This is a genomic window from Sulfitobacter sp. CW3, assembly GCF_019392245.1.
Taxonomy (GTDB): Bacteria; Pseudomonadota; Alphaproteobacteria; order Rhodobacterales; family Rhodobacteraceae; genus Sulfitobacter.
Window position 1 is genome coordinate 506503 of the sequence record NZ_JAHXRL010000002.1, and the last position, 26341, is coordinate 532843.

The following is a 26341-nucleotide window of genomic DNA, read 5'->3' on the forward strand; positions in this document are numbered from 1 at the left end:
TGATCCTGCCGCCCGTTTTCGTTTAAGCGTCCAGCGCGTTGGTGATCAGATGCCCCAACCGCTTGATGCCCTCGGCGATCTTGGCCTCGTCCGAGGTTGCATAGCTAAGCCGCAGCGTGTTGCGCCCTGATCCATCGGCAAAGAACGCATGACCGGGCACAAAGGCCACCCGTTCGGTTTTCAGAGATTCGGCCAACAGATCGGCCCCATCCAGCGTTTCAGGCAATATCACCCAAATGAACATCCCGCCTTCGGGTTTTGTCCAGCTGACACCGTCCGGCATGTGTTCCTCAAGCGCGTTCAGCATCACATCACGCCGCCCGCGATAGGCCGCGCGGATTTTGGCAACATGGCTGTCGAAATGCTGTTCGGCAACGTGGGTAATCGCGATCTGGTTCAGCGTGGCGCTGTGCAAATCCGCCGCCTGTTTCATCAACACAAGCTGGTTGATCACGGGCATCGCGGCGCAGACCCAACCGACACGCAGGCCGGGCGACAACGTCTTGGAAAAACTGCCGCAATAAATCGTGCGACAGGCCTCAAGATCACCACCTTTGCGCGCGGCCTCTAGCGCCAGAATCGGCGGAATCGCCTCGCCGTCAAAACGCAGCGCTTGATAGGCGGCGTCTTCGATCACCGCGATCTCCATCTCGTCGGCCAGATCAATGACCCGTTCGCGGGCGGCGCGGCTGACGGTGGCACCGGTCGGGTTGGCGAAATCAACCGACAGATAGGCAAACTTGGCTTTGCCGCCTGCCGCCTCGGCCTCTGCTGCGTAATCGGCACCAGCCCGGTTGCTAAGCGGGTCCAGCTTGTCATAGCGCGGCTCGTAGGCGTTGAACGCGCCCAACGCGCCCAGATAGGTTGGCCAGCCAACCAAGGCCGTGTCACCGGGCGACAGGAACAGCTTGCCCAGATAATCCAACGCTTGCTGGGAACCCGACGTGATCAGGATGTTGTCTGGGGTCGCAGGAATGCCGATTTCCTGCATCTGCTTGGCAATCCAGACCCGCAGCGGTTTGTGGCCCTCGCTGGTGGAATATTGCAGCCCCTGTGCGGCCATCGGGCCCGATAACGCCTCGGCGTATGCCTCTTGGAAGGCCTGTTTGGGAAACAGTTCAGGGTCAGGAATACCGCCTGCGAAGGATATGATATCCGGTTGATCCAGCAGCTTTAACAGCTCGCGGATTTCAGATGCCTTCATGCGTGTGGCGCGTGTCGCGAATATTTCTTGCAAGGACATAGTGGCCCCTTCCCCAGTGAGTTGACGCAGATTGGCGTGCGAATCTTTTTAAGTCAATATTTGTGACCTAAGCCGCCTGAAACCAAACCGAAGACACAAAAAGACCCGAGGCACTGCCCCGGGTCAAATTCGCGTGCTTTGAATAATGCTTAGTTTACAGACTTCGCATCAACCACATCTTTTTCGATCGTACCGGCGGTGGACCCTGCGATCTGGATCTGGCGCGGCTTCAGTGCTTCGGGCACCTGGCGTTGCAGATCGATGTTCAGCATCCCATCAACATGGGTGGCACCCGTCACCTGCACATGGTCGGCTAGGTGAAACCGGCGCTCGAATGCGCGGGTCGCAATGCCACGATGCAGATAGGTTTTGTCGGCCGTATCATCCGCCTTGCGGGCAGAAACGATCAGCGATTTTTCGCGTACTTCGACGCTTAGGTCCGCCTCGGAGAAACCGGCGACGGCAATCGAAATACGATAGGAATCATCGTCGAATTTTTCGATGTTGTAAGGGGGATAGCTGTTTTGTGCGACGTCATTGGTCGCGACGCGGTCCATCAGGTTGGCGATTTGGTCAAAGCCAACAGTGGAACGATAAAGCGGTGCAAAATCAAAATTACGCATAGGTGTTCATCCTCGTTTGAGCGATTTACGTCTCCGGGCCTTCCACTGCGGACAGGCCCTTGTTTCAGGTCCAAAACCCTATCTAGGCGTCTTGGTGAAACTGATGTGGGGATGAATAAATGCGGTTTCAAGAGGGTCGGATTAGCGCGATATGCGCCATTATTTCACTAAGGCTTTACAAACTTGGCCCCGGTCGTGCGACGGCGGTCAGATGCGGATACCGTTTTTTGTTCAATACCGGGCGCATGGTAGACACCTTTTCCGGCAACCAGTTCGGCCTGCAACAGCGCAAGCGGGGTCCCCAATGCGGTGCCTAGCGAAACTTGATTGCCCTCGACTTGTGCTTTGGCGGACACCACCGAAACGATCTGCGGCACACCGTTTGAAAAGGTAAAAATAGGCGCGCCACTTGATCCGAAATCAACGGAACATGTGGTGACCAGAACACCTTCCTGGCGGGCCAGAACGCTGCACATTTCTTGCAGTGATGGTGCTTCGGCGCGGTCTTTGGCATAGCTGACCACACCCAATCTGTCGCCGCGACGCGGGCGTGCAGCCGTTTCAAAAGGGACAATCGTGGTGTTCTGGATCGCGCGGTCAAGTTCCAGCAGGGCCAGATCATTGCGCACCCGTTGTGGTGATACGGCCCCGTCATAGACGTAGTCAGGATGTACCACCGCGCGGCGAATATTGCGGTACGCGCCCGCGCGTCCATTGCGCCAGCCTGCCAGAAATTCGACATCTCTGTGATCAATGCGCTGCTTGGTCTTGCGGTCAAACAGACAATGGGCAGCCGTTAAAACAAGGCGCGGCGCAATCAATGCACCCGTGCAAAATCCTGCGCCAGCGATATCCAGCCTGCCAACGGCCTCCCATGCGCGCGCGTCGACACCGCTTTCCAAGCTGCGCAGATCCGCATCTTGCGACAACACAGCGGTCGCGACGGTCAGCAAGGCAAAAGAAAGGGCTACCCAACGGCGCATGGCAAAGCTCCCTTTCTTTGGAGTTCGCTAAGAATAGACTCAACCGCTAATGGCTAGATAAGGCATAAATAGGGCAAGATTTCACCGCAGTTTGGGTATCTCGCCCTTGGGGTCATATTCACGTGTCAGCGCCGGTGGTTTCGGCCCGCCACTGGCCCAATCCAACAGCTCGACCGTGTGGACAACAGGGATACCCGCAGCCGACCCGATTTGCATCATGCATCCGATGTTCCCCGCTGCAATCACATCTGGGTTCTTGGCCTTCAAGGTTTTGATTTTACGATCTTTCAATTGCTTTGAAATCTCTGGCTGCATCAAATTATAGGTCCCCGCCGATCCGCAACACAAATGGGCATCAGCGGGTTCAACCACTGTAAAACCGGCATCCCTTAGCAAGTCTTTGGGATAGGTCTTGATCTGCTGGCCGTGCTGCAAGGAACAAGCGGCATGATAGGCGACAACCATCCCTTGATGGACAGGTTCACGCGGCACAACGGCATCAATTCCTGCAATGTTATCTTTGGCGGGCCTTGGCGCTGCGCTGGTTTCCTCTGTCTGTGTGAGGTCGATCAATACCTCCGACACATCCCGCGCAATCGCCGATACCCGTGCCGCATCTGCCGCAAGGGGATCGTTGCGAAACATGTGCCCGTAATCCTTGACGGTGGTGCCACAACCCGACGTGTTGATGACAATGGCATCCAGCCCCTGCCCGTCAATCTCGGCGCACCATGCCTTGATGTTTTTGGCCGCTGTTGCGTGGCTTTCGCGGGTCTTGCCCATGTGATGGGTTAACGCCCCGCAACATCCCGCCCCTTCCGCCACAACGACCTCGCAGCCCAACCGCGTCAGCAGGCGGATCGTGGCATCATTAATGTCGGTGTTCAGCGCCTTTTGCGCACAACCCGTCATCAGCGCCACGCGTTTTTTGCGGGCACCTTGCGGGGCAAAGCTTTGCGGGTCGTCGTTGCGGCTGACCGGTGGAATGGTCTTCGGGGCCATCTCAAGCATCGCCCTAAGCCGGGCATCCGGCATCAACCGCGCAAAGGGCCGCCCGATCTTGGCCCCTAGCAGCGCCAACCGAAACCGCGTCGGGTACGGCAAAATCCGCGCCAAAATCCAACGCAGCGCACGATCACTAAAGGGCCGCTTGTAGCGCTGTTCGATATAGTCGCGCGCGTGGTCCACCAGATGCATGTAATGCACACCCGACGGGCAAGTCGTCATACAGGCAAGGCAGGACAGGCACCGATCGATATGTTTGACCGTTTTTTCATCTGGATCACGGTCGTTTTCCAGCATGTCCTTGATCAGGTAAATGCGCCCGCGCGGGCTGTCCAACTCATCCCCTAACACTTGATAGGTCGGGCATGTTGCGGTGCAAAATCCGCAATGCACGCAGGCGCGCAATATCTCGTTGCTGCGTCGGATTGCAGGGTTTTTCAACTGCTCAGGGGTGAATGTGGTTTGCATGAATACTCCGGCGATTACAGGTCAAGGCCCACGAGCCCTAGAAAGTCAGGGGGCTAGGAAGCTGGCCCAAGCCAGCCCGAACCAAGGGATGGTGGTGCCAATGGCACCTAAAACAGCCGTCCAGCGCCGCACCATTTGATCAGGATAGGCATGGCGCAGCGCCTGAGTGACAAAGGCCATGACGCCAATCCACCCCAACCAGATCAACACAAGGCTGATTCCGGCCATCAACATGTCCGCATCCAAGGGCCGCGCCCACCCATAGCGTATGGCAAGCGCGGCACCGACACACACAAGGGCAAAAACCGACAGAAACAGCATTTGCCTGCGAGACGGCTGGCGCTTTGTTATCGCGCGAAAGATCAAAGGCCCCACGACGAAAATCAGCAGGAAAAGCAGGATCAGCGTCATGCTGCATGTTCCATCAAGCCCGCGTTGAAAATATCCTTGGGGTCAAATTGCGCGCGCAATCTTGCTGTCAGCCGCGCCAGGCCAGCAGGTTCCGGGTGGAACATACCCAATCGTGCTTTGGTTGCCGAGTCTGCACGAACCAAGGTCGCATGGCCGTCAAACACACCCACAGCTTGGCGCAGGTCATGTCCGGGGGCCGCCAGCAACCAGATCAACCCGCCAGCCCAGTCATAGAACCACGCCTGTGCACCGGATCGTGCCGCGATAGCAGAGCCATCAGACGGCTTGCATGACACCCGCCAGACATCGCCATCCTTGCCATCAAACGCCGCTACATCACGGGTTGCGGCCCAGATACCTTCAGACGCTACCGCATCGTGAACCACCATTTCCCCGCCGACTGAGGATAACAGCGCGCGGAGTTTACCCAATCGGTAGGTGACCGAGGCTTCAAACCCTTCAACCCGCAACTTGGTTTCCTGACTGGCCGGATCATGCGCGGCACCTGTTACCTCAAACGGACTGCCAAGCGCCCTTGCCATCGCCGCCACGCCGCCCGCATCATCCAGACCGTGCAACACCAAAGTGGCGTGTGTTTCGGGTCTGGGCAGCACCTTCAACGACACCTCGCTCAGTACGCCAAGCGTGCCATAAGACCCCGCCATCAGCTTGACCAGATCATAGCCAGTCACGTTTTTCATCACGCGCCCGCCGTTCTTGACGACAACACCTTGCCCGTCGACATACCGAACGCCCAACAGAAAATCGCGCGCCGCTCCAACTGAAATACGGCGTGGGCCGCTGACATTCGCGGCCATCACGCCACCAATCGTCGGCGTACCCTTAGTACCCAGCAATGCCCGGTGATCCATCGGTTCGAACGCCAACCGCTGGTTTTCCTTGGCCAGCGCCGCCTCAATCTCGGCCACAGGCGTACCTGCCTTTGCCACCACTGTCATGGCACCCGGCTCGTAGAGTGAAATGCCGCTCAGCCCTGCAACAGATAAAACCGCACCTCGGGCCGGGACGCCGCGCGTGCCGCCGCCCTGAACCGCCAATGGACCATCTGCGCCCTTAACCGCGTCCACAAGCGCCTGTTCTGAAGTGATGTCCATTCTTCTCTGGCTCCTAAATATCCAAATCCGGCCCTGTGCCCCAAACACAGCGGCCTGCGGTCAACCTATTCGGCGGCAATCTTTACCGCGCGGCGGGTTTCGGACGCATCAAGCGGAAATACTTTGGCGGGGTTCAACAACCATGCGGGGTCAAACACATCCTTCACCGCCATCTGGGCATTCAGATCGGCGGCAGCGTATTGCACATGCATCAGATCGCGCTTTTCAATGCCCACGCCATGTTCACCGGTCAGGCAACCGCCCACTTCGACACATAGCTTCAGCACCTCGGCACCGAATTCCTCGCACAGCTCCAGATCACCGGGTTTGTTTGCATCAAACAGGATCAGCGGGTGCATGTTGCCGTCGCCGGCATGGAACACATTCCCGACCTTAAGACCGTAATGGTCGCTCATCTCACCGATACGCTTCAACACATGCGGCAGGGACGACACCGGGATCGTGCCATCAAGACACATGTAATCGTTGATCTGGCCCATCGCGCCAAAGGCCGATTTTCGACCCAACCAGATTTTGGCGCTTTCTTCGGCAGATTTGGATTGGCGCAGCTCGACCGGGTTATGCCGCCGCGCGATCTCCGAGATCAGTTCAAGCTGGTGATCAATCTCGGCGTCCGATCCTTCGACCTCGACGATCAGCAGGGCCTCGCACATCGGATAGCCGGCTTTTGCAAAGGCCTCGGTTGCCTCGATACAGGGGCGGTCCATGAATTCGATGGCAACGGGCAAAACGCCCGCCTTGATGATGTCGGACACACAGGTGCCTGCGACTTCGTTATCATCGAAACCGATCAGAACAGGCCGCGCGCCTTCGGGTTTGTGCAGGATGCGCAAGGTGGCTTCGGTCACGACGCCAAGCTGCCCTTCGGACCCGCAGATCAGCCCCAACAGGTCAAGCCCCCCTGCATCCAGATGCGCGCCGCCGATGTCGATGATTTCACCATCCATCAGCACCATTTTGACGCCCATCAGGTTGTTCGTGGTCACACCGTATTTCAAACAATGCGCCCCGCCCGAATTCATCGCGATATTGCCCGCAATGGCACAGGCAAGCTGGCTGGAGGGGTCGGGCGCATAGAAAAAACCGTGTTCCTCGACCGCGCCGGTCACGCTAAGGTTCGTGCGCCCGGTCTGAACACGGATGATGCGGTTTTCGTAATCTGTCTCAATCACGTCATTCATCCGCGCCACGCCCAGGATCACACAATCGGCTGTCGGCAGCGCGCCGCCCGCAAGGGATGTACCCGATCCGCGCGGCACGACGGGCACGCCTTCCTCGTGACAGATGCGCAGAACATCCGACACTTCCTGTGTCGAGGATGGCAGCACAGCAACCATGGGCGGGCATTTATAGGCGGTCAGCGCATCGCATTCGTATGCGCGGGTTTCACGTTCGTCGTGAATGACTGCATCTGGCGGCAAAACAGCCTGCAACCGCTCAACCACCCGCGCCTTGCGGGCCATGATTTCGGGGTTGGGAATAGGCATTTCCATGGCGCACCTCATATTTTGGTAAAATAATATGACCAATTTAGGCCATTGGCAAGTTGGAACCGTCCAGCGTATGCATCATTGCATGACTTGGATGGATCGCCTCGCCCTTTTTGGGCCGCTTGATTGCGCAGCACTGGCCTGCATTTTCATTCTATGGTTTGCCATTGGCTGGATGACCGAGAATTCGAACACAAAACGCCCGTCGATGTCACAGCTGATGGCCGCGCACCGTCGCGAATGGATGGTTCAAATGATCACGCGCCAGCCGCGGATATTTGATGCCCATATTCTGGGCACATTGCGCCAAAGCACTGCGTTTTTCGCCTCAACAAGCGTCATCGCCTTGGGCGGCACCTTGGCGCTTCTGGGCAATTCGGAACAAATGGCAACCGTGGTCGAAGATTTATCCCTGACCGATCTGCCCACAGTCGTGTGGGAGCTAAAGATGCTTTTGCCGCTGTTCTTTCTTGCCAACGGGTTTTTGAAATTTGTCTGGTCAAACCGCCTGTTCGGCTATTGCTCGGTCTTGATGGCCGCAGTCCCGAATGATGTACACGACCCGCGCGCCCCCCAAATGGCCGCAAAAGCTGCGGAACTTAACATCACCGCAGCGCGTAGTTTTAATAGAGGTCTGCGATCACTTTATTTTGCGCTGGCCAGCCTTCCATGGCTGATCGGCCCCATTCCATTGATACTTGCTGCAATTATAACCGTTATTATCGTCGGAAGACGTGAATTCAGATCAGAGTCCCGGCGCATCCTCTTGGAAAGCTGACGACGAGCCCATATATTTGATTTTTATACCATTGGTGAAATTATGCTAAAGACTGTATTGACCCTCGCGCTTGTCTCAAGTGCGCAAATCGCGGCTGCGGATAATGCCGTGATCGAAAATGTACGCGCCAGCCAAGCGAACGGGCTGTGGACATTCGACGTCACCATCAGCCATGCGGACGAGGGATGGAACCATTTCGCGGACGCGTGGCGCATATTGGATGGTTCGGGAAATCAAATTGCCATCCGCGAACTTATTCACCCGCATGTCGACGAACAGCCGCTGACGCGGTCGCTTTCTGGTGTTGCGATCCCGGACGGCTTGACAGAAGTGGGCGTTCAGGCCCGCGATACCGTAAGTGGTTGGTCCAAACAGATCGAAAAAGTGAAGCTTAAGTAGGGTTAAACCCGGTGATACGGGCCACCTGACAGGATTGAGGCCGCGCGGTACAGCTGCTCGGCCAGCATCACGCGCACCATCATATGCGGCCAAACCATCTTGCCAAATGACAGCGCGTGATCTGCGTCTTTGCGCAAATCCTTAGCGATGCCATCAGCACCCCCGATGACAAAAGCCACGTCGCCGCGCCCCTGATCACGCCATCCACCCAGCCGATTGGCAAAGTCGGGCGACGATTCCACCCGCCCGCGCTCGTCCAGAACACAGATCAATGACCCGTCCGGGATCGCACGACGCAGCAAAGCTGCCTCGGCGGCCATCCCGCCGTTCTTTTTATCTTCAACTTCGAGGATTTGTGCCGGGCCAAGACCCAGCGCTCGACCTGTTCGATCAAACCTTTTCAGGTAATCATCGATCAGGTCTTTTTCTGGTCCGGCGCGCAAACGCCCGACCACGCAGATATGAACACGCATGCCAAAAGCCTTGTGGGCTTAGTGTGGCATTACGGCTGGCGGCTCAGGTGTGTCTGTCGGCATCCACATCTTTTCCAGCTGATAGAATTCGCGCACTTCTGGGCGGAACACGTGAACGATCACGTCGCCAGTATCGATCAAGACCCAGTCGCCTGTGTCTTTACCTTCGACGCGGGGCGTGCGGTTGTATTCATCCTTGACCATCTGGGCCAGTTTTTCGGCAATCGACGATACCTGACGCGAAGACCGGCCAGAGCACACGACCATATAGTCGCCGATAGCCGTTTTGCCGCGCAGATCAATCTGCACGATATCTTCGGCTTTGTCGTCGTCCAGTTGGGACAGGATGGACGCGAGAAGTGCGTCGCTTGTTGTTACATTTGTGTCGGCAGTCATCATTGCTGCCTGCGGGTGCGCAGCGGGAGCTGCGTTTGAGAGAGTAGACAGGACATTGTCCTCCTTTAGGCGCGCCGACAGTCCCCCGGCGCTGGGGATACTTTACGATATGCCCACATGGGTGAAATTTCAATGACAAGCAAGCCGATCAGGCGGCTACCAGCCGTCTTGTGTAACAATCCAGCCGTCTTATGCGCCGACGTCTTGCAATACATCGCAGGCAAAGGCCGGAAAAGGGTCTGTATTATGAGCGCGGCTTGGCCGCGAAAACTTGTATATAGCCTTCTTTACAAAGGGCTTATTGGTTTAGCTTTTATCAGATGGCTAGGGTTATTTCATCCGGTGCCCAAAAACAGCACAGCGTTCCTGCCCAACGATGTGGCGTTTATGCACGACGCCGCCTTTTTCCACCAAATTCGATGTGCCTGCCCGTCACAGCGCCAAAATCACGACTTTCGAAGAATCGGAAGGATCAGATATGATCCGACCGTCCGACGCACATGCATCCCTACAGCGTTAGCTTTTGGCATACCGGACAAACAAATCGCGCCAGCCTTGATCTAGGGCTGCCACAGCATTTGGATCGACGTGGCGCATGTCCTCCCAGTACCGCCCCGTGGGCGTATAATACCCCAAAGCATCCTCCTTTTCGCGCAGCGCTGCATAGCGGGCGCGGTCCAGATCAAGGCTGGCCCGACGGTTGCGCAATCGATCCGGCTTTGCGCGGGGGAAAAGCAGGGCAGACGGGTCTTGGGACAGGTTCACGCAACAGCATCCCTGTTCAGCAGCCACCAATGCCAAGCGGGCAGATTTTGCCCCCAGATCGCGCAGTGTAATGTCGTCGCGCAAAGGGTCAGCCACACCTACCCCGTAAAAATGCGTATTGCCGGATGTCGGATACACCATATCGCAGCCCATAAAAGCAAGGACGGTGGGGCGCAAAGCCGACAACGCCCAATACCCCGTGGTAAAGGCCATCGTCCCGCCCGCATACACAAACCCGCCAAAACCGTTTTGCGCTGGCACAAACGCATTCGCGCCTATCAAACGTTGGTCCGCTGAAACGCTATCTGGCATGCGCTCTGCCGGAAAATCTTCGGGGTAAACCAGCGCATTCCAGTCGGGGCGCACACGCCACGCGTTGTTCATAACGACAATGTGGTCGAACCATTCTGACGGCCAGTTTTGGCTAATCGTCACATTGGGGCCACTGCCCAAGATCAACACCACTTTTTGTTTGCCGGTCATGGGGATTGCCACCCTGCTAACACCCTACGGGGACAAGGTAGGTCATTGCCCCCCGGCGGCAAGTTAATCCTCGAATACGGCTGGTGCGTCGTCGCCAAGCATCTTGACCTCGCGTTGCGGGAACGGGATCGAGATGTTGTTTTCCTTGAAGGTGTCCCAAAGCGCCAGAAAGACATTCCCGCGAATGTTGGTCAGCCCTGCGGTCGGATCCCTAATCCAGAAACGCAAAATGTAATCCACACTGCTGTCGCCAAACCCCACGATATGACAAACCGGGGCCTTGTCAGCGAGCACACGTTCAACGCCCCTTGCTGCATCAATCGCCAGCTTGCGGACCACATGCGGGTCATCGCCATAAGCGGTGCCAAAATAGATATCCAAGCGCACAAAATCGTTGGAATGCGACCAGTTCACCACTTGGCCGGTGATCAGGTCTTCGTTCGGGATCAGATATTCCTTGCCATCCCGCGTGACCACCGACGCATAGCGCGCGCCCAAGGTCTGAATCCAGCCAAAGGTTTCCCCAAGGCTGATCACATCGCCCGGTTTGATCGACTTATCGATCAGAATGATGATGCCTGAAACAAGGTTCGACACGACCTTTTGCAGACCAAAACCAAGGCCCACACCGATCGCACCCGACAGCACCGCAAGCCCGGTCAGGTCAATGCCAACCGCCTTGACCCCCATAAAGAACGCGATGCCGTAGAATGTCAGCTGGACACCTTTGACCGCCAACACTTGCATCGACGGGCTGATGTCTTCGTTTTTGCGGATGGTCGCGGCGGTTGTTTGGCTCACTATCCGCGCAACTGCGAAAAGCAGACCTATCACCACAAGCGCGGTAATCACCGTCAGAACGGACAGTCTGAAATCCCCGACATGCAACGCCAGTGAATCCAGAAACGCCGAAACGCTATCGACGACGTTCAGGAAATATAGCGTTGCATATATCCACAGGCCCCACGTGACCAAGCGGCGCATCGGACGGTTACGCACAAGCCGCGCGGCAAAGGCGATGCAGACCCAAACCGACACCAATGTCGCAAAAATACCGATCAGATACGACCGTGACGGCCAGGTGATGTTTTGCATCACCAAATAAATCACACCGCTAATCGCAGCAAACCAGATCAGCCCAAGCCGCCGTTTGATCTGCACGACCATGCGCAATTGCCACTTTGACCAGCCGTCGTGGCGGCGCACCCAAGCCTGAATCCAGTTTCCTGACAGGTGGTGCAGCGCCCATGCGGCCAGCGCCACGGCAATCAGAATCAGGATTTGATACTGCCGCCACCCGGGATAAAGCAGGCTTTCGCCCAGACCGACCCCACCAGCAATCATCGCTTGAACGCTTTCCATGAAAGTCGCAAAGGGATCTGGGTTCATGGACAACAACCTTGTTCGCACGGTGAATAATTCATCCCGCAATGGTGAGACAATCAGCACGATTGAGCAAGCCGTGATCGGCAAGGCCCATGCTTCACGACGCAGGGTGCCCATAATCCCGACCCCGATGTGCTGTCAGCCTCCTTGCCTGTAGGGCTGAAAGGGTCTAATTAACGCCCTATGACACATGTTTCAGACACTCTGTTCAACATCGGCGACCGCGCACGTCTGCGCGAACGCTTTTTCGGGGCGACCCACACCGTGCTGGCACGACTATAAAGCCCGCTTGCGCCCTCGGGCGCGCCGTCTGACGACCACCAATCACACTTTATTTACGGGAGAGGACCACATGTCCCCCAAAACGCTCTATGATAAAATCTGGGATGCCCATGTTGCGCACGAAGCCGACGATGGCACCTGCTTGCTTTATATCGACCGCCACTTGGTTCACGAAGTAACCAGCCCGCAGGCCTTTGAAGGTTTGCGCATGACCGGCCGCACCGTGCGCCGCCCGGATCAGACAATCGCGGTGCCCGATCACAACGTACCCACCACGCTGGACCGCGCCAATGCGGCCACGATGACCGAAGACAGCCGCGTTCAGGTGGCAGCCCTTGATACCAACGCCAAAGAATTCGGCCTGCACTATTACCCCGTGTCCGACGTGCGTCAGGGCATCGTGCACATCGTCGGCCCCGAGCAAGGCTGGACCTTGCCCGGCATGACTGTTGTTTGCGGCGACAGCCACACGGCGACGCATGGTGCGTTCGGGTCATTGGCCCACGGCATCGGCACCTCCGAGGTTGAACATGTTCTGGCCACGCAAACGCTGATCCAGAAGAAATCCAAAAACATGAAGGTCGAAATCACCGGCAAGCTGCCATTAGGTGTGACCGCCAAAGACATCACCATGACCGTTATCGGTGAAACCGGTACTGCCGGCGGCACCGGCTATGTCATCGAATATTGCGGCGAAGCGATCCGCGATTTGTCGATGGAAGGCCGCATGACCGTCTGCAACATGGCCATCGAGGGCGGCGCACGCGCCGGCCTGATCGCGCCGGACGAAAAGACATTCGAATATTGCATGGGTCGTCCGCACGCGCCCAAAGGCGCACAATGGGAAGCAGCCCTTGCGTGGTGGAAGACGCTTTATTCCGATGACGACGCGCATTGGGACAAGGTGATCACCATCAAGGCCGAAGACATCGCGCCAGCCGTCACTTGGGGCACATCGCCCGAAGACGTGCTGCCCATCACGGCCAACGTCCCCGCTGCGTCCGATTTCAAAGGCGGCAAGATCGAAGCTGCGAAACGGTCCATCGAATATATGGGCCTGACCGAAGGCATGCCGCTGACCGACATTAAAATCGACACCGTCTTTATCGGATCCTGCACCAATGGCCGGATCGAGGATTTGCGCGCAGCTGCCGCGATCCTGAAGGGCAAGAAGATCAAGGAAGGCATGCGTGCCATGATCGTTCCGGGCTCTGGCCTTGTACGTGCACAGGCCGAGGAAGAAGGCCTTGCCGATATCTTTAAGGAGGCCGGGTTTGAATGGCGTCTGGCTGGATGTTCGATGTGTCTAGCGATGAACCCGGACCAGTTGGCACCGGGCGAACGCTGCGCTGCCACGTCGAACCGCAACTTTGAGGGCCGTCAGGGCCGGGGCGGACGCACCCACCTGGTGTCACCCGCAATGGCTGCTGCAGCGGCGATTACCGGCCATCTGACCGATGTACGCGAGATGATGTAAATTGCTGGCAAGGGTTTCGGCCCTTGCCAGACAGTAAGGACACAGCATGCAAAGACGCAGCTTTCTATCCATGATCGGCGCGGCCAGCCTGACGCCACGGTTGCCAGCCATCGGTGCATCCGCACCAGCGGCGGTGATGGCGAACGGCTATAACCGCTACCAGTATGGGCTGGCGGTATTCCACGCCCGTACACGCATCGGATTGAACGCCGCTGACCTGATTGCCAAGCTTCGGGTCAATCCGGCGCAGGCACATGCGATGATAGGGGAAATGTCAGCCTCCGGTATCTTGGCCCGCGGCGCTTCCGGCGCGGTCACTGTGTCCTCAAATCGCATCACATCCAAACCTTATGTGCGCAAAGCGCTTCGTCAGATTATTGACGGTGCTTGTGACGCAACCATTGAACAAACCGCAGAAACACAGCCTGACGGTTCACAAACTGGAGTTCAGTCATGAACAAGTTTACCACCCTCAGCGGCATCGCCGCCCCCCTGCCCCTGATCAACATCGACACCGATATGATCATCCCCAAGCAGTTCCTGAAAACTATCAAACGGTCCGGCCTTGGCGTGAACCTGTTTGACGAAATGCGCTATGATGACGACCGCAACGAGATCCCCGATTTCGTTTTGAACAAGCCACAGTACCGCGAGGCGCAAATCCTTGTCGCGGGGGATAACTTTGGCTGCGGATCGTCGCGCGAACACGCGCCATGGGCGATTGCCGATTTCGGGATCACCTGTGTCATCGCGCCCAGCTATGCCGATATCTTCTATAACAACTGCTTCAAGAACGGCATTCTGCCCATCGCATTGCCGCAAGAGCAGGTCGATGTCTTGATGAAAGATGCCGAAAAAGGGGCGAACGCCCGCATCGAGATCGACCTTGAAGCACAGACAATCACCAGCTCTGACGGCGAGGTTTTCACCTTTGAAGTCGACAGCTTTAAGAAGCATTGCCTGATGAATGGCCTCGATGACATCGGTCTAACCATGGAAAAAGCCGCGTCAATTGACAGTTTCGAAGCCAGCGCATCACAAACCCGCCCTTGGGTTTAAACTTTTTTCAAAAACATTTTCACTAAATTTCACCCCTGTAGTGGGCCGCATATTTCGGCCCACTACATATGGTATCTGCCTTAATTTTGACCCAGCAATGGTGCATTATCGCACCACCTGCTCCTTCAAAATGCCCGATACATTAAGTCTTATTTAAGAACAGACTTGAGAACTTTGGCAGAAGAAGGCATGAATTGGGCAATAATGAGGCAGGCCTTCGTCGTCCGAAGGCAACAAGTTGGAACAAGCACGCGGCATTGAATCGTGGCTGGCCAGTCTTGGAAGGGTAGTTAAGTGATTGCACGCATAGCAGGCGCGGGAGCGCGTGGCATCCTTGTGGCATTGTTAGTCACCACGCCAGCTTTGATGCTGCCTGATACCGTTAATGACGCCAATCAAATCACCATGCTGGTCGCGTTGCTGGCCTATTTCCTGACCTTCGTTGAGTATAATTCAAAATATCCCAGCATTGTTGAATTCCGCGATGCCCCGCCCTTCAATCGGCTGCGGTTTGCATCGCTATTTGCGATCGTGATCGTTCTGACATTGATTTTGAAGCACAAAACCGATCCCTCCGCGATTTCGAACGCGTTGACATCCATCGGCACAATCGTTGGCAACGCGATGGATTTCCCGTTTTCGCCTGTCCGGATGATTGTTCTCATGCTGCCCGAAAACTCGGATTTCGCGCGGATTGAATCTGTTCGGGTGTCGGCGGGTATGGCCTATCTTATCTCGCTTGTGTCGATGGTCGCCTTCCTTGTTTTGGTTCGCCTCCTGAATTGGCCCGCCCGAAAAGGCGCATTTAACGTCTGGGTCAACATGCCTTTGTTTGACCCAACGGCAGGTGGTGATGTCATTCATCGGCTGCGCCGCGATGCCCGGATCAACATCGTGCTGGGCTTTTTGCTGCCCTTCCTGATCCCCGCAGTGGTCAAGGCGGCCTCTGATCTGATAGACCCGATCACATTGCAAAATCCGCAAACCCAGATTTGGACCGTCGCCGCATGGGCATTTCTTCCTGCCAGTATGATTATGCGCGGCATTGCCGTGGGCAAGATTGCCGACATGATCGGGGAAAAACGCCGCCGCGCTTATGCGGCCGAAAAGAACTCGGAAAACGACGCCGACAAAAAAACCATGCAGCCAGCCTAGCTGCCTGCCTGCTGGTTCTACCGGCAACGCTCTGGGCTGATCCGATCCGCATCGCCACCTATAACACCGAACTTTCACGTGATGGCCCCGGCCTTTTGCTGCGCGACATCCTGAAAGGTGCTGACCCCCAGATTGACGCTGTGGTGCAGACCATTGCGCAAGCATCCCCCGATATTTTGGTGATCCAAGGGTTCGACTACGACATGGGCGGTGCGGCCCTGTCTGCCTTTGCAGACCTTTTGGCGCAGGGTGGGGTAAACTATCCCATTCAATTCGCGCTGCCGCCCAATGCAGGCTTGCAAACCACGTTAGACATGGATGGCGACGGCAAAACCGGCGGGCCACGCGATGCGCAGGGCTACGGCCGTTTCTTCGGTGATGGTGCGATGGCGATCTTGTCGCGATACCCCGTTTTGACATCCCAAGTGCACGACTATTCTGACCTGCTGTGGCGCGATTTGCCCGGGGCCATTTTGCCCACAAAAGACGGCGACCCGTTTCCATCTTTCGCGGCACAGCAAGAACAACGTTTGTCGTCGCACGGGCATTGGGTGGTCCCCATTGAAACGCCCACACTTGGCACTGTGACGCTGATGACATCCCACGCGACGCCGCCCGTTTTTGACGGCCCCGAAGACCGCAATGGCCTACGCAACCAAGACGAGATCCTGTTTTGGGATCACTTCCTTGGCGGGGTTTTCGCCGCCCCACCGTCAGAAAAATTCGTGCTGCTTGGCGATATGAACAACGATCCGGACAAGGGCGAAGGGCTGAAGCCGGCGATCCACCGATTGCTGGACCACCCCCAGCTTCAAGACCCGCTAATTGGCCAACCAACCGCCATATTTAATGGGCTGGGCGACATGCGCGTCGATTATCTGCTGCCATCCAACGACTGGCGCGTCATCGCATCCGGCATCGCCCGCAACCCCACAGCCAGCCGCCACAGTCTGATCTGGGTCGATCTGGAACGCTAGCCGTTCTTGACGCCCCAAGCTGCTCGCGCTACGCCGCTTGCAACATATTTTCAGGAGTTCCCCCATGGCCAACCCAACATTGCTTATCCTCGCCGGTGACGGCATCGGACCCGAGGTCATGGACCAAGTTGTCCGCATCATTGACTGGTACGGCGAAAAACGTGATCTGGCGTTTGATGTCGAACATGATCTGGTCGGCGGTGCCGCCTATGACAAGCACGGCACCCCCCTGCATGATGACACGATGGCCAAAGCGCTGGAAGCCGATGCCGTTCTGCTGGGTGCCGTTGGCGGCCCGAAATACGACAACCTTGATTTCAGCGTCAAACCTGAACGTGGTCTGCTGCGTTTGCGCAAGGAAATGGACCTGTTTTCCAACCTGCGCCCGGCGCAATGCTTTGACGCCTTGGCGGATTTCTCGTCGCTCAAGAAAGAACTGGTTGCCGGTTTGGATATCATGATCGTGCGCGAACTGACGTCCGGCGTCTATTTCGGCGAACCGCGGGGGATATTCGAGGAAGGCAACGAACGCGTTGGCATCAACACCCAGCGCTATACGGAATCCGAGATTGACCGCGTTGCGCGCTCGGCGTTCGAACTGGCCCGCCGCCGTGGCAACAAGGTTTGTTCGATGGAGAAAGCCAACGTGATGGAATCCGGCATCCTGTGGCGCGAAGTTGTCCAAAAGGTCCACGACGAGGATTACCCCGATGTCGAGCTGTCGCACATGTACGCCGATAACGGCGCGATGCAGCTGGTGCGCGCGCCCAAGCAGTTTGACGTCATCGTCACCGACAACCTGTTCGGCGATATCCTGTCTGACTGTGCCGCGATGCTGACCGGATCGCTTGGCATGCTGCCATCCGCGTCTTTGGGTGCACCTAATGCAAATGGCCGCCCCAAGGCGATGTACGAACCCGTACACGGCTCTGCACCTGATATCGCGGGCCAAGGCAAGGCAAACCCGATCGCCTGCATCCTGAGCTTTGCAATGGCGCTGCGCTATTCCTTTGACCAAGGCGACGAGGCCACGCGCCTTGAGACCGCGATTGAAAAGGTTCTGGCCGATGGCGCACGTACTGCCGATCTGATGGGCCCCGAAGGCGGCACACCAATTTCGACCACACAGATGGGTGATGCCATCCTCGAGGCGCTCGACGCCAGCCTCTAAGCTTGAGCGCCCCCCGATTTGAGACCAGATCGGGGGGCTGCACACACGAAACGGGGGCTGACGGTATGGACCATACAAAAGATATTTCCGAACCGCCTGCGACCCGAAATACGACCCTACGCGGGATGGTGCTGGGTCTAGCTGCATTCGCCGTTTACGCCACCCATGACGCCGCGATCAAACAACTGGGCGAAAAATACTCTCCGGTGCAGATCGTTTTCTTTGTGGTCCTGCTCAGCTTTCCTGTCGTCACCCTGATGCTGATCAGCGACAAAACGGCTGCGAACTTGCGGCCTCGGTCGCCTTTCTTGATCTTGGTGCGTACCATCGCTGTCGTCGTCGGCGGGTTTAGCGCCTTTTATGCGTTTTCTGTCCTGCCTTTGGCCGAAACCTATGCCATCCTTTTTGCCGCCCCGATCCTGATCACGATCCTCTCTGTCCCGATTCTGGGCGAGGTCGTGCGCGCGCATCGTTGGATCGCTGTCGTCGTTGGGATGCTTGGCGTGTTGATCGTCTTGCGCCCCGGTACCGCCGATTTGGAGCTTGGTCACCTTGCCGGGTTTGTATCCGCCTTCTGCACCGCCCTAACAGCCGTCGTCATGCGCAAGATCGGCGGCGGGGAACGCCGCGAGGTGCTGCTGCTTTACCCGCTGCTGGCGAATTTCGTGGTGATGCTGTGCCTGCTGCCCCTTGTCTATGTGCCAATGCCTTTGGCTGACCTCGGATTGGTTCTGGCGGTGTCCGTACTGGCGGTCCTCGCGATGACCCTGATGATCCGCGCCTATACCCTTGCCGATGCGGCGCTGGTCGCCCCGATGCAGTACAGCCAGATCATCTGGGCCGCGCTGTTTGGCTGGCTGTTCTTCAATGAGACAACCGACCTGATGACCTTTGTCGGGGCCGGGGTGATTATCACCAGCGGTATTTACATCGTTGTGCGCGAAACCAGTGGCACCGCATCGTTGAACAAACCCGTGCTGCGCGCCCTAAGCCGCCGCCCCGAAATGGGCGGTCTGCCCCGCATCAGCCTTGCCAATCCCGAAATTCAGCAAACCGTTGAGGATGCCAGCGATTAGTGCCAGTGTCGCGCTGATCCCAGCCGGAAGACCCACATGACCACACCTATCCAAGCCGAAGTATTGCTACCCACCCAAGAGCTGCGCAGTGATCTGCCGTTTTATACCAAAACACTTGGCCTGCGGCTCGACAGTATTTTCCCCGCCGATGACCCGTCGGTTGCCAGCTTCTCCGGTCACGGTCTACGCATCCGGATCGAAAAAGGCGCAAACGTACCGCCCGGAAAAATCCGCATCCTGACCGATGATCCAGATGGCTTTGCCGATGGCGCGCGCGCGTTGGTGGCCCCCAACGGCACCCAGATCGAAATCGCACCGCTGTCGCCAACGGTTGACCGGCCGCAAACCCAGCATGAATTTGCCGTGCGCCGCCTGCGCGACGAGGCCCCTTGGGTCATTGGCCGTGCTGGAATGCACTACCGCGATCTGATCCCCTCGCGGCTTGGCGGGTCGATCATTGCCAGCCACATCCGTATCCCCGATGGCGGCCCCGTGCCGGATATGGTGCATTACCACACGGTCGGGTTTCAGTTGATCTTTTGCTATCGCGGTTGGGTCGATGTCTTGTACGAGGATCAAGGCGATCTGATCCGCCTGCATGCGGGCGATTGCGTTACTCAGCCCCCCGGTATCCGCCACCGCGTCGTCGAAGCGTCAGCCAATATCGAGGTCATCGAGATCGGCGTGCCAGCCGAACATGTCACCACCATCGACCACGAGATGACCCTGCCCAATGGCAAGGGCGACCCGATGCGCGAATGGGACGGCCAGCGTTTTGTGCATCACCTGAAAGACGGTGCTGTCTGGCAACCGTTCCGCATCCCCGGCTTTACCGCACGTGATACAGGGATCAGCGACGGCACCAAAGGCGTTGCCGGTATCCAAGTGGTGCGCACAGACGGAAAAACCCCGCCGCCCAGCAAACATGACGCGGACATCCATTTTACCTTTGTCATGGAAGGGTCGATGAGCCTGACCGCCGAAGGCCAAGACCCACGTGATTTGCAGCCCGGCGACGCCTTTGTCATCCCGCCGGGGATGGTTGCGCAATACACCAACTGCTCCCCTGATCTTGAGCTGTTGGAGGCCGCTTTGCGCGGTGACTTTGCCACCACTGTTCTGGACTAGGCGAACAGCCTAGCGCCAGAACACCTGTGGGCTTTCGCCATTCGCCAGAAGCGGCACATCCGCCAGTGACTGCCCGTCCCCGCGCACCTGATGCATGTCACAGCCCATGGATGCCCCAAAACGCTTCAGGTCAGCCTCAAGCGCGGTTTTACCCAGCCGATGCCATGGCCCGGCGTCGTCGATCATTCCGTATTTCAACAGCGTCTGACCCATCGCGGCGAAATCAACCTCGGCTGACATCATCAGGGCAGCACGGCGCACGCCAGCGGGTGCCCAGTAAGACAGGCAGTGATCTAACCCGATCCCGGTGCCTGCCTCAAACCAGCGGGTTTGATCCAACATATATTGATACTCACGCGATTTGCGCCGTTTAATAATCGCCACGTTGGTGTCAGGTCCGCAAACGTAGTTCACCAGATGAAAGGGCGACCCGTCCGGCCCGATGATATGGCGCGCCGATTTGTAATGCCGCACCTGATCGGCAAGGCTGTGGTTCTGCGGATGAAAGATCAGATAGCCCTCAGCGCGCAACAAGTCCTCAAGCGCGCCCTCCCCCAAAATACTGCGCCGTTTCTCGGTGAACTCGGACCGCGAGATATAGATTTTCTCGTGCCCCGTCGGCGCAAGATCATCCCGGATTTGCCCGCGAAGATAGGCGCGGTATTCGGGCGATGACATCATATCGGTTTTGATGCCGCTGCCTTGGGGCGGAATAATCAACCTGTCCACCTGATAGAATTGATCGACGATCTTCCAGTTGAAAGGCATATCCAGAATGGAAAACAGATCGTCAAAGCTGGCCTTTGCCGTGTCTTGGTAGGTGTTGTAGACCGGAAAGAACAAAACGCCTTCGATCTTTTCGTTTATGTGATCCAAGGCCCAGACACGGGCCAATGTCTCGCTGAAGAAGTGGCCAAATTGCGGATTATACACGCCGCCAAACAGCCATGTACCCGGCAAATGCGTGATGCGGCCCGGCCTTGGGTGTCCTGCCTCTACCGTGGCCGGTTGCCCTTGGGAATGCCAGCAAATCGCCTGAGGCACTTCGCATTGCTGCGCGTCGTAAACGCTGGCTTTGATCCGCCACCCTTGGGTTCTGGGGCGATGCGCAAGGACGGCGTCGTTTACGGTTTTGATACCCTCCACCAACGGCACCCGAGGGTCGATTGCAAAAGACGCCGGCGGCGCTGAGGGAGATATATTCATTTTGCCATCCTCCCCTTTTGGGCCGCTTCGCTTGGTGATCTTAACAGCAGATATGCAATTCAAACAGAGCCGCGCGTCAATTGAATACTACCCAGACGGCACTTGCGAAAGTGTCCCGCCTTGCCGCATGCTATAGGTAAGACAGTGCAAAATACAAAAATACGGCAGGGGTACGATCATGGCAGGCACCACATCAGAACCAGCGGCCGACGTGCGCGCAACCCTTCATAACGTCGAGGTTCTTGGCGGCAGGCATCTTAAGCGGCGCATTATTGAAACCATGATCGACGGGTCATTTGAAAAACCCGAAATTGACGCGGGTCTGGCCTGTATCCAGCCGGGCGACCGGGTGATTGAAATGGGTGCAGGGTCAGGCACGGTCGGTGCAATCCTGACCAAGAACATCCCGGACGTTCAGATTCTGTCATTCGAGGCGAACCCGAACCTGCTGCCCGCGATCAACGCGCTTTACGCCCACAACGGATTAAGCGACCGTAATACCGTACGAAATAACGCAGTGGTCGCTGGCAAGGACGCCCCAGAAGCGATCGATTTCTATGTCCGGAGCAATTTCCTTGGGTCACGGATATTTGCCGAGAATAACGAACCCGAAACCCAGATGGTTCAGGTCGGAACCGTCCAATACGAGACATTGCGCAAAGACTTCCCCCATAATGTTTTGATGATGGACATCGAGGGGGCAGAACTGGATTTCCTGCGCGCTGCCGATCTGTCGGACGTGGACCTTGTGATCATCGAACTGCACCGCAAGGTGTATCACCGCCCCGGCATGCAGGAATGCAAACGCGCCTTTGCGGACCAAGGGTTCATTCTGGACGAAGCCCATTCAAAGCGCAGTGTGTTCACCTATAAAAAGCAAAACCGGATCGACGCGGAATAGGCACCGATCCGGCGGCGGGGGCGTTATGCCTCTGTGCGCCCCTCGAAACACTTCAATGCGATGCCTGCATCTTGCAATGCGGCTTTGACCGACCGCGCGATATCGACCGCCTCTGGTGTGTCACCGTGCAGGCAGATCGTGTCGATGGCGGCGGGGATGTGTTTGCCGCTTTCGGTGATGATCGCACCGGCCTGCACCATCTTGACCATCCGCTGCCCGGCAAGCGCTGCGTCATGGATCACGGCACCTGGCTTTGACCGGTCCACCAGCGTCGCGTTGTCGTTATAGGCGCGGTCGGCAAATATCTCTCCGGCCCATTTACAGCCCAGTGACTGCGCAGCGTCTTGTTGCGCGGTTGCAGATAACACCATGATAATCAGATCGGGTGCCACGCTAAGCGCTGCCTCGTAGAGATCACGCGCTAGGGTTTCATCCTCGGACGCCATGTTCGCCAGCGCGCCATGCAATTTCAGATGACGCACCTGCGCCCCGATGCTGCGCGCCATGCCGACGCTTGCCGCGACCTGATAACGGACCTGATTCTGCAATGTGCCGCGCGGCACTGACATGCGGTTGCGGCCAAAGCCTGCGATGTCCATGAACCCCGGATGTGCGCCAATACCAACGCCGTTTTCATGCGCCATCTTCATCGTGGCTGCCATCACATCGGCGTCACCCGCATGCCCGCCACAGGCAATATTGGCCGAGCTGATGATTTTCAACAAAGCAGCGTCATCGCCCATTTTCCACGGGCCAAAGCTTTCGCCCATATCGGCGTTCAGGTCGACGGTGATCATGTCAGATGTCCTTTTCAAACGGGTTGTCGGTGGCCGAGGTCACGCCCCCCACCAACTGATAGGAAAGCAGGTTTTTGATGGTTGCGGGATCACGGACCAAGGCGGTTATCTGGCCCGACAGCGCCTTGATATCGCGGCGGTGTTGGGTCTCAATCGTGATGGCTTGATCAAGCGTGACAAATTCAAAGGTGATTTTTGTGCCAGCGGGGGCCTGTGCCACGCGCGGCAAATCACGCGGGATCACTGTGCCAATGCGGGGATAGCCGCCCGTGGTTTGCGATTCACCCATCAGCACAAAAGGCGCACCATCGCCGGTGATCTGGATATCGCCCGGTACGATGACTTCGGACAGGATGGTCAACCCACCCTCGGCATGGAACCCAGCGCCGTTGTGATCCATGCGCACGCCCATGCGGTTGGCGCGCGGATCGCGGGCGAATTGCGTGTTGGTAAACCGTTCGCGTTCCTCAGGTGTAAAACGGTCGGTTTGCATGCTGGCGACCACACGAACCGTGCCGCCGTCAAAGCGCGTGTCGCGCGGCAGTTGCATGCCCGTCCCACGGCCCTTGTCGGGGCCAATCGGCAAGCGTTCACCGGATTTCAGCGCAGCACCCAGACCGGCGCTTAGATGGCTGGCGCGAGCACCCAAAACCGGTTCTGTCGCGATGCCGCCGCCGATATGCAGATAGCCATAGGTGCCGGATACAGCCCCGCCAATGGTCAGCTTGGCCCCTGCGGGCAGCAGGTGACTGGCGTTCCAGACGATAGCTTCACCGTCGATATTGGCCGCCATGCTCGCCCCTGTCAGAGCAATGCGAATGTCTTCGCTAGCAGTAAAGGTGCCACCGGTACCTGTCATTTCGATCGCTGCTAAATCGGCGGACTGGCCCAGCAATGCCGCCCCTTCGTATAGCGCAACCAGATCGGCGGCCCCGCCTTTGGTCAGCCCTTGGGCCAACCAGCCCGCGCGGCCACGGTCTTGGATCGTCAGGGCGGGACCAGCCTGTAGGATGGTGAGGGTTGTGGTCATGGCAGCACCTCAGTCTCTGCGCCGCCAGCGCCGGATGTGTCGGTGGACAGGATATTATCAAATGCGCTGCGCGACACAGAGGGAAAGCACAGTTCGTCCCCCGGAGAGAGCGAAAACGGGCTGTCGCTGCGCGGGCGGAACGTCTTGAACGCCGTCTGCCCGATATGTCGCCATCCGGTGGGGGACGCGTTGGTAAAGATGATCAACTGCCGGATCGCGACGATCAACGCGCCCGCGGGCACCGATTTTGTCAGTGCCTGCTGGCGCGGGATATCCCAGTTTTTCGGCAGCTCGCCCATATAGGGCTGTCCGGGGGCAAAACCGATGGTCAGCACCCGCACCCGCGCCTGCGACAGCTGCGAAATCGCGGCATCAGGATCAAGGCCCGCCAGTTCGGCGGCTTCCTCGAGCTGGGGGGCCAGATCGGTGCCATAGACGGTCGGGATGTGCCACAGCGTGCGGCCCGCTGGCAAAGAGGCGGTGTACCAGTCTTGGGTGTCCAGCAGATCATGCAGCCGCGTCAGCATCGCATCCAATGGCTGGGTCACCAAATCGACCTGTAAAAAGGTCGACACAAGCGATGTGCTTGTCTCGGATACTTCAGGCCAATCAGCAACGTCGATGGCGGCGCGAAACGACAAAGCGGCGCGATTTGCAGGCTCTGACATGGTGTCGGCAAAGCTGATCAGAATACCGTTGAGGCCGACAGTCTGGATCTTGGGAAACGGTGTCATGATGGCCCTTGTCTGATGTTGTCTGGCAACCATGTGGCGATGTCAGGAAAGAAGATCAACACGAACACCATGACCACCATGATCGCAAACATCGGCAGCGCGGCCTTGGTGATATAGCCCATTTCGTGGTCGGTCATACCCTGCAACACGAACAAGTTGAACCCGATGGGCGGGGTGATTTGGGCCATCTCGACGACAACCACAACAAAGATGCCGAACCAGATCAGGTCGATCCCTGCGTCGCGCACCATCGGTTCGACCACGGCCATCGTCAGCACCACGGATGAAATGCCATCTAGGAACATGCCCAATACGATGTAGAACACCAGTAACGCCATCAGCAGTTGGAATTTGCTCAGCTCCATCCCCGCGATGCCATCGGCCAAGGCACGGGGCAAACCAGTGAACCCCATCGACAGTTTCAGAAACGCGGCACCAGCCAGGATCAGCGCAATCATCGCCGAAGTGCGCATCGCGCCCATCAGGCTTTCCTGAAAGCTGCTCCAGTTAAGCGACCCCTGCAAAAGCGCCAGCATCAACGCGCCGATCACGCCAATCGCGGCGGCCTCGGTTGCAGTGGCAAACCCCAGATACATCGACCCGATCACGACCGAAATCAGCGCAAACACCGGCAACAAGAACCGCGAATTGCGCAGCTTGTCGGTAAAGCTCATGTCGCGCTCAATCGTGGGGTTCCAGTCTTTGGAGGTTAGAGAAACAAACGCCACATAGGCCATGAACATCACCGCCAGAAACAAGCCGGGCAAGACCCCTGCAAAGAACAGTTTGGTGATGCTTTCGTTGACGGTCACGCCATAGACGATCAACGCCAGCGACGGCGGGATCATCAGGCCAAGGGTTGCGGCACCGGCCAGCGTGCCAATGATCATCTTTTCGGGGTAATTGCGGGCGCGCAGTTCGGGGATCGACATTTTGCCCACGGTGGTCAGCGTCGCGGCCGATGATCCGGACACGGCGGCGAACACAGTGCAGCCAACGATATTGGTATGGACCAGCCCGCCGGGCAGTTTGGCCAGCCAAGGTGACAGGCCTTTGAACATATCCTCGGACAGGCGGGTTCTGAACAGAATTTCGCCCATCCAGATGAACAGCGGCAGGGCGGTCAATGTCCATGAGCTGGAGCTGGCCCAGATCGTCGTGACCATTGCGTCACCGACGGGGCGCGTTGTGAACAGCTCCATCCCGACCCAGGCAACGCCCATCAGCGCAAGGCCCACCCAGACGCCCGTGCCCAGCAAAAAGAACAGGACGACGAGAAAGAGAACGATTGCGTAAAGCTCTGTCATCG

The 26341-nt window shown here is 57.5% G+C and carries 28 protein-coding genes; 12 read left to right on the plus strand and 16 right to left on the minus strand.

The genetic code is table 11. The features are described from left to right. Positions 1–22: 22 nt before the first annotated feature. The 7 genes from KZZ06_RS05880 to KZZ06_RS05910 form a co-directional block, all read right to left on the minus strand. Positions 23–1243: a PLP-dependent aminotransferase family protein gene (locus KZZ06_RS05880; RefSeq protein ID WP_219579104.1), complete on the minus strand. Its 1221-nt coding sequence runs from the start codon at positions 1241–1243 to the stop codon at positions 23–25. Between the two features lie 149 nt (positions 1244–1392). Next, positions 1393–1866, minus strand: a complete 474-nt coding sequence (locus KZZ06_RS05885; protein WP_219579105.1) for an Hsp20 family protein — start codon at positions 1864–1866, stop codon at positions 1393–1395. A 167-nt stretch (positions 1867–2033) separates the two neighbouring features. Next, positions 2034–2849 (minus strand): serine protease, encoded by an 816-nt coding sequence (locus KZZ06_RS05890; RefSeq protein ID WP_219579106.1) that lies wholly within the window; start codon positions 2847–2849, stop codon positions 2034–2036. Between the two features lie 81 nt (positions 2850–2930). After that, on the minus strand, positions 2931–4322 hold the full coding sequence (gene glcF / locus KZZ06_RS05895) for a glycolate oxidase subunit GlcF (protein WP_219579107.1): 1392 nt from the start codon (positions 4320–4322) through the stop codon (positions 2931–2933). Positions 4323–4367: 45 nt separating this feature from the next. Further along, positions 4368–4733 carry a hypothetical protein gene (locus tag KZZ06_RS05900; RefSeq protein ID WP_219579108.1) on the minus strand — a complete coding sequence of 122 codons (366 nt, stop codon included), beginning with the start codon at positions 4731–4733 and terminating at the stop codon, positions 4368–4370. After that, complete coding sequence (locus KZZ06_RS05905) at positions 4730–5848, minus strand: FAD-binding protein (RefSeq protein WP_219579109.1); 1119 nt, start codon at positions 5846–5848, stop codon at positions 4730–4732. Before KZZ06_RS05905 ends, KZZ06_RS05900 begins: the two co-directional genes overlap by 4 nt. 65 nt (positions 5849–5913) lie before the next feature. Next, complete coding sequence (locus tag KZZ06_RS05910; protein WP_219579110.1) at positions 5914–7362, minus strand: FAD-linked oxidase C-terminal domain-containing protein; 1449 nt, start codon at positions 7360–7362, stop codon at positions 5914–5916. A gap of 82 nt (positions 7363–7444) precedes the next feature. Between KZZ06_RS05910 and KZZ06_RS05915 the strand changes: the two genes are divergently transcribed. Together KZZ06_RS05915 and KZZ06_RS05920 are read left to right on the plus strand one after the other, a co-directional pair. Further along, positions 7445–8137: a DUF599 domain-containing protein gene (locus KZZ06_RS05915; protein WP_219579111.1), complete on the plus strand. Its 693-nt coding sequence runs from the start codon at positions 7445–7447 to the stop codon at positions 8135–8137. 42 nt (positions 8138–8179) lie between these two features. Continuing rightward, positions 8180–8536 carry a hypothetical protein gene (locus KZZ06_RS05920; protein WP_219579112.1) on the plus strand — a complete coding sequence of 119 codons (357 nt, stop codon included), beginning with the start codon at positions 8180–8182 and terminating at the stop codon, positions 8534–8536. A gap of 2 nt (positions 8537–8538) precedes the next feature. On the opposite strand, the gene rlmH is transcribed toward KZZ06_RS05920, so the two are convergent. From rlmH to KZZ06_RS05940, 4 genes are all read right to left on the minus strand, one after another. Further along, positions 8539–9009: a 23S rRNA (pseudouridine(1915)-N(3))-methyltransferase RlmH gene (gene rlmH, locus KZZ06_RS05925; protein ID WP_219579113.1), complete on the minus strand. Its 471-nt coding sequence runs from the start codon at positions 9007–9009 to the stop codon at positions 8539–8541. 18 nt (positions 9010–9027) lie between these two features. Further along, positions 9028–9405: a ribosome silencing factor gene (gene rsfS, locus KZZ06_RS05930; protein WP_219579114.1), complete on the minus strand. Its 378-nt coding sequence runs from the start codon at positions 9403–9405 to the stop codon at positions 9028–9030. A 516-nt stretch (positions 9406–9921) separates the two neighbouring features. Further along, the gene (locus KZZ06_RS05935) at positions 9922–10653 is read right to left on the minus strand and encodes a hypothetical protein (protein ID WP_219579115.1); all 732 of its coding nucleotides are present in this window, start codon (positions 10651–10653) and stop codon (positions 9922–9924) included. Positions 10654–10716: 63 nt separating this feature from the next. After that, the gene (locus KZZ06_RS05940) at positions 10717–11997 is read right to left on the minus strand and encodes a mechanosensitive ion channel family protein (protein WP_257884237.1); all 1281 of its coding nucleotides are present in this window, start codon (positions 11995–11997) and stop codon (positions 10717–10719) included. Positions 11998–12222: 225 nt separating this feature from the next. On the opposite strand from KZZ06_RS05940, the gene KZZ06_RS05945 reads away from it, so the two are divergent. The 9 genes from KZZ06_RS05945 to KZZ06_RS05985 all read left to right on the plus strand — a co-directional run bounded on the left by KZZ06_RS05945 (position 12223) and on the right by KZZ06_RS05985 (position 20364). After that, a complete protein-coding gene (locus KZZ06_RS05945; RefSeq protein ID WP_219579117.1) occupies positions 12223–12321 on the plus strand; it encodes an isopropylmalate isomerase in 99 nt (32 codons plus the stop codon). A gap of 70 nt (positions 12322–12391) precedes the next feature. Then, on the plus strand, positions 12392–13798 hold the full coding sequence (gene leuC, locus KZZ06_RS05950; RefSeq protein ID WP_219579118.1) for a 3-isopropylmalate dehydratase large subunit: 1407 nt from the start codon (positions 12392–12394) through the stop codon (positions 13796–13798). A gap of 46 nt (positions 13799–13844) precedes the next feature. Further along, positions 13845–14255, plus strand: coding sequence for a hypothetical protein (locus tag KZZ06_RS05955; RefSeq protein ID WP_219579119.1), 411 nt, complete (start codon positions 13845–13847; stop codon positions 14253–14255). Continuing rightward, positions 14252–14857, plus strand: a complete 606-nt coding sequence (gene leuD / locus KZZ06_RS05960) for a 3-isopropylmalate dehydratase small subunit (RefSeq protein ID WP_219579120.1) — start codon at positions 14252–14254, stop codon at positions 14855–14857. The genes KZZ06_RS05955 and leuD overlap by 4 nt, the downstream gene beginning before the upstream one ends. A gap of 294 nt (positions 14858–15151) precedes the next feature. Then, positions 15152–16012 carry a hypothetical protein gene (locus KZZ06_RS05965; protein ID WP_219579121.1) on the plus strand — a complete coding sequence of 287 codons (861 nt, stop codon included), beginning with the start codon at positions 15152–15154 and terminating at the stop codon, positions 16010–16012. A gap of 95 nt (positions 16013–16107) precedes the next feature. Further along, positions 16108–16989, plus strand: coding sequence for an endonuclease/exonuclease/phosphatase family protein (locus KZZ06_RS05970; protein ID WP_219579298.1), 882 nt, complete (start codon positions 16108–16110; stop codon positions 16987–16989). Positions 16990–17053: 64 nt separating this feature from the next. Beyond that, a complete protein-coding gene (gene leuB / locus KZZ06_RS05975; protein ID WP_219579122.1) occupies positions 17054–18160 on the plus strand; it encodes a 3-isopropylmalate dehydrogenase in 1107 nt (368 codons plus the stop codon). A gap of 65 nt (positions 18161–18225) precedes the next feature. Further along, on the plus strand, positions 18226–19236 hold the full coding sequence (locus KZZ06_RS05980) for a DMT family transporter (RefSeq protein ID WP_219579123.1): 1011 nt from the start codon (positions 18226–18228) through the stop codon (positions 19234–19236). 36 nt (positions 19237–19272) lie between these two features. Further along, positions 19273–20364: a cupin domain-containing protein gene (locus tag KZZ06_RS05985; protein ID WP_219579124.1), complete on the plus strand. Its 1092-nt coding sequence runs from the start codon at positions 19273–19275 to the stop codon at positions 20362–20364. A 9-nt stretch (positions 20365–20373) separates the two neighbouring features. Here the strand turns inward: KZZ06_RS05985 and KZZ06_RS05990 are convergent, their stop codons facing one another. Beyond that, positions 20374–21570 carry a DUF563 domain-containing protein gene (locus KZZ06_RS05990; protein WP_219579125.1) on the minus strand — a complete coding sequence of 399 codons (1197 nt, stop codon included), beginning with the start codon at positions 21568–21570 and terminating at the stop codon, positions 20374–20376. 178 nt (positions 21571–21748) lie between these two features. Between KZZ06_RS05990 and KZZ06_RS05995 the strand changes: the two genes are divergently transcribed. Next, positions 21749–22471 (plus strand): FkbM family methyltransferase, encoded by a 723-nt coding sequence (locus KZZ06_RS05995; RefSeq protein WP_219579126.1) that lies wholly within the window; start codon positions 21749–21751, stop codon positions 22469–22471. 23 nt (positions 22472–22494) lie between these two features. Here KZZ06_RS05995 and KZZ06_RS06000 read toward each other — a convergent pair whose 3' ends face one another. Genes KZZ06_RS06000 through KZZ06_RS06015 form a run of 4 tightly spaced genes read right to left on the minus strand, consistent with a single transcriptional unit; the run spans position 22495 to position 26339 of the window. Then, positions 22495–23268 (minus strand): LamB/YcsF family protein, encoded by a 774-nt coding sequence (locus KZZ06_RS06000; protein WP_219579127.1) that lies wholly within the window; start codon positions 23266–23268, stop codon positions 22495–22497. Between the two features lies 1 nt (position 23269). Then, positions 23270–24298, minus strand: coding sequence for a biotin-dependent carboxyltransferase family protein (locus tag KZZ06_RS06005; RefSeq protein ID WP_219579128.1), 1029 nt, complete (start codon positions 24296–24298; stop codon positions 23270–23272). Beyond that, positions 24295–25032: an allophanate hydrolase subunit 1 gene (locus KZZ06_RS06010; protein ID WP_219579129.1), complete on the minus strand. Its 738-nt coding sequence runs from the start codon at positions 25030–25032 to the stop codon at positions 24295–24297. Before KZZ06_RS06010 ends, KZZ06_RS06005 begins: the two co-directional genes overlap by 4 nt. Then, positions 25029–26339 carry a TRAP transporter large permease gene (locus tag KZZ06_RS06015; RefSeq protein ID WP_219579130.1) on the minus strand — a complete coding sequence of 437 codons (1311 nt, stop codon included), beginning with the start codon at positions 26337–26339 and terminating at the stop codon, positions 25029–25031. Before KZZ06_RS06015 ends, KZZ06_RS06010 begins: the two co-directional genes overlap by 4 nt. Positions 26340–26341 lie beyond the last annotated feature (2 nt).